This window comes from Paenibacillus sp. TCA20 (assembly GCF_000732325.1).
Classification (GTDB): Bacteria; Bacillota; Bacilli; order Paenibacillales; family Paenibacillaceae; genus Paenibacillus; species Paenibacillus urinalis.
In genome coordinates, this window is record NZ_BBIW01000003.1 from 273,485 (window position 1) to 286,473 (window position 12,989).

A 12,989-nucleotide genomic window follows, 5' to 3' on the forward strand; every position below is an offset into this window, starting at 1 on the left:
AAGTAAGGGACCTCGCGATGTCTGCGAGGTCCCTTGCTTATTGAGAGTATAACGAAACGAACGATTTTTATTATTAATTACCTGGTTCTATAGTGCTGGTCCTACGCCAAAGGATGTGTTAATTCAACACTGTCATTCGCGACCCGATTCACGGCACGTGATACGGGATAAGCCTCCATCTCTTCCTCCGGATAAGGACGCAGAAGCGGAAGGAGCTCTTCTGGCTGCTGCACGGTGCGATCCAGCCACAGCTGCTCCTTGCCAGGAGAGAGAATGACCGGCATCCGATCATGTATACGGCTCATAAGCGTATTTGGGCTTGTGGTCAGAATCGTACAGGTGCTGACACGCTGCCCTTCAGGATCCATCCATGTATCATACAGCCCGGCAAAGCTGAACAAGCCCGTCCGGGGGATGATGCGATAAGGTGTTTTGGTTCCATCCTCCTCTTTCAGCCACTCGTAAAAGCCATCGGCGGGAATAAGGCATCGCTTGCGAAGAAACGATTCCCGAAATGCAGGCTTATCCAGCACGGTTTCACTGCGCGCATTAATCATTCGGCTCCCTATGCTGAGGTCCTTGGCCCAATGAGGAACGAGTCCCCATCTCAGTGTTCCGGCACGTCGCTGTGATCCATCATGAATGACAGCCATAATTTGCTGTGTCGGCGCAATATTATAATGAGGCCTGTAATCAATATAATCCGGAATCTCCTCCAGCATATAGCGGAGCATCAATTCTTCAAGTGATATTCCAAGCGTAAATCGTCCGCACATTCATGAAGCCCTCCTCTATTTTCAAGCAGCCAGCGCTGTCTATCCATCGTCCCTATCTCCTGGTCAAAGGGTCTTAGGTATCCACTGACTAGGCATCCTGACTAAGGGATTACGAATAAAGTATAACGCATTTAACGGCCAGAGCGAACTTCGATAATATGCCGCATTCGAATGTCATGAAGCGTACCTTCTTCATCCTGAAGGCGGATTGAGCGTGAAGCCTGATCGAATTTGACCACGATGCCGCTCATCAGTATATCTTCCCACTCGTCAAACAGGACAAGGGTTATCTCTGTATACAGCATAAGAGACTCAGCAAGCAAACGCGACATTTCTTCAGCTGCTTGAGAATCCAGCTGAGGGCGAGCCTTGGGTGCGAGTCTTTGCTGATGCGTAACATAGGCCTCCCGGTGCTCAGGAAGCATCATACGTGAGGATTCAAACAATCCATTGCGTTCTAACTTTTTACTCATCGGTAATGACCTCCAATTTTACGAGAACGATCATGTGCCTGCCCGGCCTTTTGCAGAGAGGAAGCACGCATAATAGCGGTGTCTCCAAATCTTCGTTTAATCTCATCAGTTGCCTTCTCCAGCTCCCGCTTCTGTTCACGCTCATCAAACCATGTCAGCTGATATTCTGTATCAGGTACAAGGTCGGTTAGTGATACGCCGATCCGCCGTACAGGCTCACCATCCCAGTGACGCAGGAAGAGCGTCTTGGCTGCTTCATAGACCTCATCGGTAATGTGAGTAGGCTCTTCAATCTTCATCTGGCGGGAGAAGCCGGTCGGTTTATCAAAATCGATGCCCCGGCAGCCTACAGATACAACACTTCCCATGAGACTTTTCTCCCGGGAACGTCTGGCTACAAGCTCACATAGTTCGAGCAGCACAACCTGAATTTCTGACCAGGTCGTATAGTCTCTTGGCAGCGTCATTTGATGTCCGATACCTTTTTGCTGCTGGTGGAAGGTGCTGGGCATGACGGGCGATTGATCCACGCCGTTTGCAATGCGCCACAGCACCTCTCCGTTAACTCCCCAGCGGTCACGGAGTCTCGGCAGCGGGGTTCGGGCTAAATCGCCGATCGTATGAATCCCCATCTTGTAAAAATGGCGTGACATCCGAGAGCCGACCATAAACATGTCCCGAATGGGCATCGGCCACAGCGTATCTGCAATTTGTTCTTTGGGAAGAACATAGATGCCGTTTTTATTTTTTTTGGCAAAAAGATCACAGGCCATCTTGCTCACAACCTTAGTATCGCTGATGCCTAGTCGTACATATACGCCGGTTTCCTGCATGATCTGCTGCTGAATACGGAGAGCAATGTCCTCAGGACTGCCGAACAAGCCGAGGCTGCCGGTAACATCAAGGAACTGCTCATCAATACTATAGGGCTCAACGAGATCGGTATAGGACTGGAGAATATCCGTAATATGGAGAGAGACACGAATATATTCTGACATCCGGGGCCGAACCACCACAACATCCGGACATTTCGCAAGCGCATCGGACAGGCGTTCTGCCGTTGTAATTCCGTAGGACTTCGCAATAGGGCAGGCAGCCAGTATAATGCCGGAACGCCGGGCAGGGTCACCTGCTACGACAAGCGGCCGGTTTGCATACTCGGGATGGGCCGATTTCTCCACGCTCGCATAAAAGGATTGGCAGTCTGCCAGCATAATAACGCGTTTCATTCGTTCCATAACGCAGGCCTCCTCTCCATTTGGGATTAAATTGAACCAAGGAACGTCACGGTTATAGCAGAGTTGAGATTAAACGGAACACATGTTCTTATTTTAATAGGATAACGGAGAAATATACATACAGCAACCGGAATTTTTTTGAAAACGTATGAAAGTTCAAAAGTTTGTCAAAAAGAACAGCGAATTAGGAAAATAGACTTGGATTTTTACATAACATGTCAGTTATTTGAGACCTTTGAGTTATGAAAAGGCATACAAAAATGGGAATGTAAATTAATATTAAATACGACCCAGGCCTATACAGGACTCACGTCCTTTTTTGCTAAAAACGAAAAAAATCGAAAATGCTGTTATATCAAGCTTTTTCGCTATTTTGTTATCGGACTATTGTATCAATTTTGTAATAACTATGGGTAAAAATGTAAAAACATAAGTAACTTTGGGTAGGGATATGCGTTAAACTATAGGAGGACAGCGCAAACCGATTCCTGAAATCACTCTTTTGCAGTAGTGAGATGGAGCCGATCGGCGTAGTAACCACAGGCGTTCAGAGGATTCTTCACTGCGGACAGCAAAGGGGCAGGGCTCATAAATAGGCTGGGACATAGGCTGGGGTGCAGGTAGAGAGGGAAGTACAAGGAGGAAAAGGCAAGGTCTTAGGCAGACAGCAAGCAAAATGGGCAATAGTATCCATCTCCATCTTTCCTTCCATTAGCCTAGTTACAAAAGTGAAACCATGACGATATAGTTATTTATGAACCGTGCAGGTGTCACGGGCTGGATTTAAGAGAAACGCATTCGAGCGCTTATCTTAAAAAGTAAGCAAAAAATTTTAAGGCAGTTGAACGATCAGCATGAGATTCATGTTTTGATACGGAGAAATCAACATTTTAGAGAGATGGAGCGAAACAAAAGCCATGAGCAAACGAAAAAGAAAACGTCTTGCCCTATGGATTTTGGCAGGCGTCCTGCTAATCGGCGGGGGAGGAGGGCTTGGCTATTTTCTGCTTAAACCAGCTCAGCTCACCTATGCTGCTGAAGATGGGACGAGCATGAAATTCCGGACGGAGGGCGATCGTTTCCTGCAGTACACCCAAGAGGGCGTGTGGGAGGAGATGTTCGTCAAGGGAGTTAATCTGGGCTCTACCAAGCCGGGGTACTATCCGGGGGAATTTCCGCTGGACAAAGAGGACTACTTAAAGTGGTTCGAACAGATTGAGGAAATGGGTGCAAACGTCATTCGTGTGTATACCGTTCATCAGCCTGTATTTTATTCCGCACTTGTTGAATACAACAGGGGGAAAGAGCATCCGCTATATTTCATCCAAGGCATTTGGTCACCTGAGGAACAGCTTATCGAGCAGCAGGATGCATTTGCGGAAGGCATTCAGGAGAAGTTCAAGTCAGAGATTGAGAAGGCCGTTGCAGCAGTATACGGTGATGCCGATATCCCTCCAGTACAAGGAGAGTCGAGCGGAAAGTATACGGCCAATGTTGGACAATATTTGATGGCATGGCATTTAGGCACCGAGTGGGACCCGCATATGGTGGATAACACCAATAAGCAGTATAAGGATCATCCTCGTTATGTCGGGAATTATTTTGCCGGTACAGAGGATGCAACGCCGTTTGAGAACTGGCTTGCGGAGCTGCTTGATCATGTAGCGAGCGAAGAACAGCAATATGGCTGGGAGCATCCGATGACCTTTACGAACTGGGTGACAACCGACGTGCTTTCTCATCCAGGTGAGCCGCTGTTCGAAGAGGATCTGGTTAGTGTGGATGCCAGACACATTGAGCCGCTGGATTGGCAGGGTGGATATTTTGCAGCATACCATGTGTACCCGTACTACCCTGATTTCTTCCGTACCGATGAAACACTTCAGACCATTAAGGATGACAATGGGGAGTACAACACCTACAAAGCCTACTTGCAAAAGCTTAAATCCGAGTATACCGATATGCCTGTAATGATTACAGAATACGGTGTTCCGGCTTCCTTGGGAATATCCCACTATGGATTAGGCGGAAAGGATCAGGGAGGACACAATGAGCAGGAGCAGGGCGAGATCAATGTATCCCTCACCAAGGACATATATGACGAAGGATATGCAGGAGCGATCCTCTTCATGTGGCAGGATGAATGGTTTAAGAAAACGTGGAATACGATGCCGCTTGAGATTCCTGCAGATCGAAGATCGTTCTGGCTGAACGTGCTGACAAACGAGAAGATGTTTGGCGTGCTCGCAATGGAAGCCGGGAAGCAGAATCAGTTATTTATGGATGGAAGCCTCGACGATTGGAGCTCACTTGCCGAAGGAGAGGTCAAGCAGTGGCAGGGAAAGGTTGAGGGCATCGAAAGCATGAAGATGACTCATGATGAAGCTTACGTATATATCGGAATTACGCTGGATGAGGCTTTTGATCCGGATAAGACAAAGCTCAGCATTGGAACAGACACATTAGCAGGAGGTAATCAGCCTGCTGAGGAGCTGCCTGGCAAAAAGATGGAAGGCGGAGATCTAGAAACGGTCATTACTGTCGGCAAGGATGAGGAATCAGCGGTTAACATCGCGAAAAGCTATGATTTCAATCAGCGGATGTACGGGCCTGAAGGATATTGGATGCTTGAGGAACAGCCGGCGGACACGCCTTCCTTTGTGCCATGGAAACTAGCCATCAGTCTGATGATGTCACCGCCGGATACCAAATTTGCTCATCCTTACATGGATGAAGTGATAGGTAAACTGAATAGAGGAAGCTCGGACCCTGCGTCCGAGGACTTTGATTCACTTACATTGTGGCAGTATGAAGGCCGAGAAATTGAACTGCGCATTCCGTGGATGCTGCTTGGGTTTGGTGATCCGAGCTCGCATCAGGTGATTGATTACAGTCCGGTAGGCGAGGAGCGTGCCTTCAAGACCGTTACTACAGAAGGAATAAGATTTATCCCTTGGCTTACAGAGAGAGAGACAGGGGCAGTATCCTGGCCGGGAGGCTCAGAGGAGAGTCTTGATCTGACGACGATGACTCCATACACATGGAATTCGTGGGAAGCTGTCCAGTACAGTGAGCGCCTCAAAGAGAGCTACTACTCGATGCAGAAGGCATTCATGGATATTACGGAGCAGGAACGATAAAGGAGGACACATACTCATGTTTTCAAACATAGCCCTAGCGTACGCGTTCTTGTACCTGTGCGCAGGACTGATCGTGGCAGGTATCATCATTTTATTCGCGTTAAAAAATTCACACAATTCAAAGCTTAGAAAAAAAGAACTGTACGCAAAGAAGCATCAGGATTACTTCGTATACGTTCAAGCTAATCTGACAGGCAGCGAACCCATCCGGCTTCCGATTGGCAAGCTTACCAAGCTTGAGAGGGAAGTCATTATGGACAAGTGTATTGCATGGATCGACCAGCTGAAGGGAGAGCATGCAGACAAGCTGCGTGATCTTACGCGGGAGACCGGCTTCGTAGATGAGCAATTGAAGCTGCTGAACAGCTCTTGGACAGGTACGGCTATACAGGCTGCTTACCGGCTGGGCGGTATGCGAAGCACCGAAGCGGCAGAGCCGATTCTAGAGCTGTTAAAAGAAGAGAAGAAAGTCAACTACGCTATTATCTACGCCCGGGCGGCAGCAAGATGTGCAGAGCGTCCGGCGCAGCTGAAGGAAATGCTGGGTTATCTGCTCAGTAAAGGCAAGCCTATACATCGCATGGCCGCAGATATTCTGATGGAGACAAGTCTTGAATCAAGCAAGCTGTTATATGAATTACTGGAATCTGACGATCCGGATTTCGTCAAAGTTGGTATTGTCGCAATGTCTGGACATGCTATTCCGGAAGTGATGCCGGCAGTAACACAGCTGTTTGGCTCCAAGGATCTGCATATCCGTTCTGAAGCGGTTAAGCTGTACCTCAGTACGAATCCCGTGCTTAAGGAACGGAATATCGTAGAGTGGATGGGAGATCCTGTGGCAGAAGTCAGAGCCGAAATGGCCAAGACGTTAGGGGCAGGCCATCAAGCCGGCAGCATTCCTCTCCTCAAAAATGCACTTGGAGATGAGGACTGGCTCGTTAGACATAACAGTGCGAACAGCCTGATGCAGCTTGGTGAGGAAGGCTTCGAGGCGCTGTGCGAGACAGCCTTGAAGGGAACTGGAGTCGCCAAGGATACGGCACTGGAATATGCAGAACGCGCCATAGAAGCGGCGAATGAGCATGAAGAGATCGAGAAGATGATGACCTTCAACAAGAAAAGGCTGATCTACAATCGTTACTTCGGCACCGCGCCGCAAGCAAATGCAAACCGGATGTCCGGCGTGATTGGAGGAGATTTCACTGCTTAGAGATATTTTGCTGGGTTACGGCACAATCATTATATATTACGTCGTGTTTGTTACTGTCTTGTATTTTGGTATTCTTTGTTTCTCATACAAGGATATATGGTCCATCCGGCGCAGGTCCGAGTTTTCAAGCTTTAAGAGCCTTGCAGGATCAGACGTGGTGCCTCCGGTATCGCTGCTGGTGCCGGCTTACAATGAAGAGCTGACCATTATCGAGAATGTAAAATGCTTGATGACCTTAAATTATCCTACTTATGAAGTTATCGTCATCAACGATGGATCTAGCGACAGAACCGTTCAGGTGCTTGTCAAAGAGTTTGGTCTTACAGAAATTAAAAATCCAAGCTTCCGCGGCACCATTAACGTCGAGCCGATCCGCGGGGTATATCACAATCCGGAATATCCGTTCCTGTACCTGATTGATAAAGAGAACGGAGGCAAAGCGGATTCACTTAACGCCGGAATTAACTTCTCGCATTATCCGCTGATTTCTTCCATTGATGCAGATTCCCTGCTGGAGAAGGATGCACTGATTCGCATGGCCCGCATGTACCTGGAGAATCCGGAAGAGACTGTGGCCATCGGCGGCGATGTAAGAATCGCGAACGGCTGCAAGATCGAGAACGGTGCAGTCAAGGAAGTGTCACTGCCTAGGAAGATGTGGCCGATGTTTCAATCGATTGAGTATTTAAAAGCTTTTCTTGGAGGACGGATTGGCTGGAGTCAGTTAAACGGACTCATTATCGTATCGGGAGCCTTCGGTTTATTCAGCAAAGAGGCGGTTATCGCTGTCGGCGGATACCGGGGGGGTTATCCTGGGGAAGACATGAACATTATTATTAAGCTGCATCGTTACATGCTGGAGAACAAGATTAAATATCGGGTTGCTTTTTGCCCTGAAGCGGTATGCTGGACTCAAGCACCTGACACGTACAAGATCATTTCCAACCAGCGCAAGCGCTGGGGCCGCGGTAACTTAAAAAATATGATTGAGAACGGCAATATGATGTTTAGACCAAAGTATAAGACCATGGGTCTGCTGACGATGCCTTATAACATATTTTTTGAAGCGTTGAATCCTTATTTCCGTATTACGGGGCTGCTTGCTCTAGCGGGTTATGTAGCCTTGGATATGACAGCTTGGCCTGTACTTGTTATCTTCGGGCTGCTGAACTTCCTTAGCGGATATCTTCTCAGTGTAGCTGCGCTGATCCTAGAGGAGATTGCTTTCCGCCGTTATCCGAAGCCAGCTGATCTTGTAAAAATGTTAACCTTCTCGGCCTTGAAATTCGTAGGATATCACCAGCTTGGCGTGCTGTGGAGAGTACAAGGGCATATCCAATATATGCAGAACAACAACTCCTGGGGCGCGATGACAAGACAGAGCTGGGAAGAGCCGAAAGTGGAAGAGGCCGCGTGAATATCTCAGTATTAACAGATGAAAGGGAGGAATAACTTTGGCAAATACGGTCACGCTTGAGCGTCAAATGACGGTGAATGTGTACGACATTCTAGAGGAGCAGCTAAAAGGAATGGGGAGCAGGCCCAGTGGTGTCGTGTTTGTACATTGCAAGAATATGGAGCAGCAGCCGGAGGCTGAAGTGAATGAAGCTCTAGAGCGTACTTGCGAAACAGAATTTCAGCTATGGAAGGACAGCAAGACGAGCACAATCGCTGTGTTTCTTCCTGGCTTGACACTGAACGCTACGCATTACCAGGCACTGCTCATCAAGCAGGAGCTCTTGGAGCGTCTCGGTGAGGCGGATCCGCGGCTGACGATTGCCGGCTTCCCTGAGATGGGCAGCCCAAGCAGGCATATGCTCAAAAATATGGCAGAGTCAGCGAAGCTTAGTCAAAGCACTGACATTCAGCTGTATACCAAGAATGAGACGATGACAGCACCGGGGAAAATTCTGATCGTTGATTATGACGAGACGACACGCGAGTTTTTGAGAATACGACTGTCTATGCAAGGCTATGAAACCTTTGAAGCGGTCGACGGTCTCTCCGCTATAGAACTGGCTAAGAAGATTAACCCGGATTTGATCTTGACCGAGCTTAATTTGTACGGCGTAAGCGGACTGTCGTTTATCCATCAGATTCAGAGCCTCGAGCTGCAGATACAGCCTAAGGTCATCGTGCTGACAGATCAGCGGGTTGAAGACACGATCAGCAAGTGCTTCGAAAAAGGAGTAGACGACTATGTTACCAAGCCGTACTCTCCGGTTGAGCTGGATGCGCGCATTCGCCGCTGCTTCCAAAGTAATGCAGTTTCTTAATTAGGCAACTCAGATTCAACATATAGATTATAAATTCCATCTGGAGGGTGAAGTACTGTGACAGAGCAATTCCATACTTTAATGAATGCGATTGAGAACAAGAAAGCGGTGCTTGGTGTAGTAGGATTAGGTTATGTTGGGCTGCCGCTGGCCGTAGAAATGGTAAAACAGGGTTTTACCGTTATCGGTATTGATTTGGACCCATCCAAAGTGGAACGAATTTATCAAGGGGATTCCTACATCCATGACATTACTTCCGAGGATCTGAAGACCGTAATGCAAAGCGGACGCTTTCAACCAACAACAGACTACAGCATGCTTCGCGTTATCGATGCACTGAGCATTTGTGTCCCAACGCCGCTTAGCGAGAATCAGGATCCGGATACATCTTATATCGAGACTGTTGTAGATAATATTAAGCAGCATATGAAGAAGGGCATGCTGATTACACTAGAGAGCACAACTTATCCAGGTACAACCGAAGAGCTGATTGAGCAGGAGCTTGAGGCAATTGGTCATAAAGTAGGTGAGGACTACTTCCTGTGCTTCTCGCCGGAACGCGTCGACCCGTCCAACGGAAGGTTTACGACATTCAACACACCTAAGGTGATCGGCGGCACAACGGAGGAATGTCTGAAGCTGGGTGTTGCCCTGTACAGCAAATATGTACAGACCGTAGTTCCTGTCTCCAATCCGAAGGTAGCTGAAATGTCCAAGCTGCTGGAAAATACATTCCGCAGTGTAAACATTGCTTTTGTAAACGAGATGGCGATGATGTGTGACCGCATGGGCATCGACATTTGGGAAGTCATTGATGCGGCTGCAACGAAGCCGTTTGGATTTATGCCATTCTACCCGGGTCCTGGAATCGGTGGCCACTGCATTCCGCTTGATCCGATGTACCTGTCCTGGAAAGCGAAGGGCTTCCGATTCTATAGTCAATTCATTGAGCTTGCTCAAAATACAAATGATAATATGCCTTACTATGTAACGAACAAGACAGCGACGATCTTGAACGAGTATGCCAAGTCGGTCCGCAAATCAAATATCTTGCTGCTCGGTATGGCTTATAAGCCGAATATTGCCGATCTACGCGAATCACCTGGACTTGAAGTGTACGAGCTGTTCAAGGAAGCAGGAGCGAATGTTGAGTACTACGATCCGTATGCAGACACATTCCGTGACAAGCATGGTTCTACCGTATACAGCGTGAAATACGATCCGGAGAAGTTCAAATCATACGACTGCATCGTGCTGATTACGAACCATAAGAATCTGGAATATGACGTTATTGCATCCCTTGGCGTGCCGGTACTGGATACTCGTAATGCGTTCAAGGATTATCCGCTGCCTCACATTTATAAAATTGGCCATTCCGTACAACATCCGGTGACACAGCAGGAAGAAGCGGTACTCGCATAAAACCATCCATGATTAGAGGAGGAAAAGCATGGAATGCATATCCTGCATGGGTAAAATGGAGCCTCATGATTGTCATCGTTGTAGTTTTACTCATTCTGTATTTCATGCTGAAGTCACCGGTCATGGATGAGAAAAAAGCAACCTGGCTCTGGGATGCCTCACTTATTGAGCAGCATACGGAGGAGATCGTGCAATTCCTGAAAGAACAGGAGGTGGACACGGTCTTCCTCCAGACGCAGCAAGAAGTAAGTGATGAGGCTTATCGGTCATTCAACCGTTCAGCGCATGCTGCTGATATTACGGTTCATGCGCTGAACGGACATGCAGACTGGGCTTATGCGGAGAAGCGAAGTGAAGGAACGGCATGGATTGAATGGGTGAAGACCTACAATGGGAATGCAGCCCCTGAAGAGAAGTTCGACGGTGTTCAATTCGATGTTGAGCCCTACCAGCTGAGAAGATGGGAACGGGAGGAAGCAGCCGTCATTGCCGAATGGAGCGAGAACATGGAGGAATGGAGCCGGGAAGGTGCAGAAGCCGGGTTATACATGAGTGCTGCTGTACCGTTCTGGCTTGACTCCAGGGAAGCTCCTGATGGCAGCGGCACGTTCAGCCGCTGGGTGATTGACCGGTTCGATGCCATCGCCATTATGGCTTACAGGGACAGCGGAGAGCAGATGTATGAGCTGTCCAAGGAGGAGCTTGCGGAGGCGGACGAGCTGGATAAGAAGGTGTGGATCGGCGCAGAGCTCGGCCATACCGACGAAGGCGAGCATTTAACCTTTTTCCGTAAGCCGGTAACGAACATGGAATCGGAGATCGAAATTGCCGGCAAGCTGGGCACGACCCATCGTTCCTTCGCAGGACTTGCGATCCATCATTATGAGGCATGGTACCAAAAGGTAACAGGGGATTTAACCTTTGCACAAAAAAACGAGTAGCCAAGGAGAACAGTAGCTATGAGGCTGACTGTTCTCCTTTTTATATTAAATAAAGGTTGACAGTTTGGCAGAATCCATTATAAATAGTTTGATGGGTTATTTAGCATGAACTGAAGATATAAACTGGAGAAGGATGGGAAGAATCTATCCTAAGACCGGCGAAGCAAGATCTTTAGTTCAAGTGGATGTTGATTCATTCAAATACATAGATAGGGAGCAGAACCTTACAATGAGTAATTTAGAAGTATTGCGTAATCCGAAGCAGCGCAAGCTGCTGTTCAGCGCAGGGCTCAGCTGGATGTTCGATGCAATGGAAGTCGGCATGATGTCCTTTATCGTTGCGGCACTGGCCAAAGAGTGGCTGCTTACGCCGGGTGAAGTTGGACTCGTATCGAGCTCCACCTCCATCGGCATGGCGGTAGGTGCATTGCTGGCAGGAACGATGGCAGATAAGTATGGACGTAAGGCGGTCCTCATGTGGACACTGCTTATTTTCTCTGTAGCAAGCGGAATTTCGGCACTGGCTACAGGTTACGTGTTTCTATGCATTATCCGGTTCATTGCCGGGGTCGGACTTGGTGGAGAGCTTCCTGTAGCCTCTACGCTCGTATCGGAGTCTGTACCGGCCAAAGAGCGGGGACGAGCCGTTGTGCTGCTGGAGAGCTTCTGGGCAGCGGGATGGATTCTATCTGCGCTGATCTCCTTTTTCGTTATTCCCGAATACGGATGGCAAGTGGCTTTTCTGATCGGGGCGCTGCCTGCCCTATATGCACTCTACTTGCGAAGAGCCATCGAGGATTCACCTCGGCTTGAGAACAAGCAGGAGCTGCGTAAAGTTCCGTTTCGCGAGAAATTTGCATCGGTGTGGTCCACTGAGCATCGCAAGACGACGCTGATGCTATGGATTCTATGGTTTACAGTGGTGTTCTCTTACTATGGGATGTTCCTGTGGCTGCCAAGCATTATGCAGATCAAGGGCTTTGAGCTGGTCAAGAGCTTTCAGTATGTGCTGATTATGACATTGGCCCAGCTTCCGGGATATTTCACAGCAGCGTACTTCATCGAGAGGTTCGGCCGCAAGTTTGTTCTCGTTGTATATTTGGTAATGACTGCGATAAGTGCGCTGTGGTTCGGTAATGCGGAAACAGAAGTCAGCCTGATTCTGGCAGGGATGTCATTATCATTCTTTAACCTTGGAGCCTGGGGAGGAATGTACGCCTATACACCGGAGCTGTATCCCCTTAAGGCGCGTTCTACAGGTGTCGGTCTTTCAGCCTCAATCGGTCGGGTCGGGGGGATCCTTGCACCGCTGCTCGTAGGACTATTGGTGCAAAAAGGGGTCGCTGTGGAATCCATCTTCGTATTGTTTTTCGTTACCGTGCTAATAGGAGCAGCGGCGGTTCTTATCCTTGGCCGAGAGACTAAAGGGCTTGAGCTCGAAGATTAGGACCATTGTCAGATATGACAAATTTGTAACCTGTGATATAGTGTAGTTCGTAGGTGAACGTTT

Annotated in this window: 10 protein-coding genes; 7 read left to right on the top strand and 3 right to left on the bottom strand. The window is 48.4% G+C overall.

All coding sequences use genetic code 11. The annotated features are described in order from the left end of the window. Nucleotides 1–101 precede the first annotated feature (101 nt). The 3 genes from TCA2_RS07560 to TCA2_RS07570 form a co-directional block, all read right to left on the bottom strand. Nucleotides 102–776, bottom strand: coding sequence for an SOS response-associated peptidase (locus TCA2_RS07560; protein WP_047910970.1), 675 nt, complete (start codon nucleotides 774–776; stop codon nucleotides 102–104). A gap of 131 nt (nucleotides 777–907) precedes the next feature. Continuing rightward, a complete protein-coding gene (locus TCA2_RS07565) occupies nucleotides 908–1,249 on the bottom strand; it encodes a YolD-like family protein (protein WP_047910971.1) in 342 nt (113 codons plus the stop codon). Beyond that, nucleotides 1,246–2,487 (bottom strand): DNA polymerase IV, encoded by a 1,242-nt coding sequence (locus tag TCA2_RS07570; RefSeq protein ID WP_152557678.1) that lies wholly within the window; start codon nucleotides 2,485–2,487, stop codon nucleotides 1,246–1,248. Before TCA2_RS07570 ends, TCA2_RS07565 begins: the two co-directional genes overlap by 4 nt. A gap of 917 nt (nucleotides 2,488–3,404) precedes the next feature. On the opposite strand from TCA2_RS07570, the gene TCA2_RS07575 reads away from it, so the two are divergent. From TCA2_RS07575 to TCA2_RS07605, 7 genes are all read left to right on the top strand, one after another. Continuing rightward, entirely contained in the window at nucleotides 3,405–5,627 is a 2,223-nt protein-coding gene (locus TCA2_RS07575) for a hypothetical protein (RefSeq protein WP_047910972.1), read from the top strand. 16 nt (nucleotides 5,628–5,643) lie between these two features. Next, nucleotides 5,644–6,840, top strand: coding sequence for a HEAT repeat domain-containing protein (locus tag TCA2_RS07580; protein WP_047910973.1), 1,197 nt, complete (start codon nucleotides 5,644–5,646; stop codon nucleotides 6,838–6,840). 31 nt (nucleotides 6,841–6,871) lie between these two features. Beyond that, complete coding sequence (locus TCA2_RS07585) at nucleotides 6,872–8,257, top strand: glycosyltransferase (RefSeq protein WP_047911233.1); 1,386 nt, start codon at nucleotides 6,872–6,874, stop codon at nucleotides 8,255–8,257. Between the two features lie 37 nt (nucleotides 8,258–8,294). Further along, complete coding sequence (locus TCA2_RS07590; protein ID WP_047910974.1) at nucleotides 8,295–9,116, top strand: PleD family two-component system response regulator; 822 nt, start codon at nucleotides 8,295–8,297, stop codon at nucleotides 9,114–9,116. A 57-nt stretch (nucleotides 9,117–9,173) separates the two neighbouring features. Further along, the gene (locus TCA2_RS07595; RefSeq protein WP_047910975.1) at nucleotides 9,174–10,538 is read left to right on the top strand and encodes a nucleotide sugar dehydrogenase; all 1,365 of its coding nucleotides are present in this window, start codon (nucleotides 9,174–9,176) and stop codon (nucleotides 10,536–10,538) included. Nucleotides 10,539–10,546: 8 nt separating this feature from the next. Beyond that, nucleotides 10,547–11,479, top strand: coding sequence for a hypothetical protein (locus TCA2_RS07600; protein ID WP_047910976.1), 933 nt, complete (start codon nucleotides 10,547–10,549; stop codon nucleotides 11,477–11,479). Nucleotides 11,480–11,708: 229 nt separating this feature from the next. Further along, nucleotides 11,709–12,926, top strand: a complete 1,218-nt coding sequence (locus TCA2_RS07605) for an MFS transporter (protein WP_047911234.1) — start codon at nucleotides 11,709–11,711, stop codon at nucleotides 12,924–12,926. Nucleotides 12,927–12,989 lie beyond the last annotated feature (63 nt).

Bases quoted from the DNA above. Each gene is read 5' to 3' on its own strand.
- TCA2_RS07605 (WP_047911234.1), top strand. From the start codon at position 11,709: ATGAGTAATTTAGAAGTATTGCGTAATCCGAAGCAGCGCAAGCTGCTG.
- TCA2_RS07560 (WP_047910970.1), bottom strand. From the start codon at position 776: ATGTGCGGACGATTTACGCTTGGAATATCACTTGAAGAATTGATGCTC.
- TCA2_RS07565 (WP_047910971.1), bottom strand. From the start codon at position 1,249: ATGAGTAAAAAGTTAGAACGCAATGGATTGTTTGAATCCTCACGTATG.
- TCA2_RS07570 (WP_152557678.1), bottom strand. From the start codon at position 2,487: ATGGAACGAATGAAACGCGTTATTATGCTGGCAGACTGCCAATCCTTT.
- TCA2_RS07575 (WP_047910972.1), top strand. From the start codon at position 3,405: ATGAGCAAACGAAAAAGAAAACGTCTTGCCCTATGGATTTTGGCAGGC.
- TCA2_RS07600 (WP_047910976.1), top strand. From the start codon at position 10,547: ATGATTAGAGGAGGAAAAGCATGGAATGCATATCCTGCATGGGTAAAA.
- TCA2_RS07580 (WP_047910973.1), top strand. From the start codon at position 5,644: ATGTTTTCAAACATAGCCCTAGCGTACGCGTTCTTGTACCTGTGCGCA.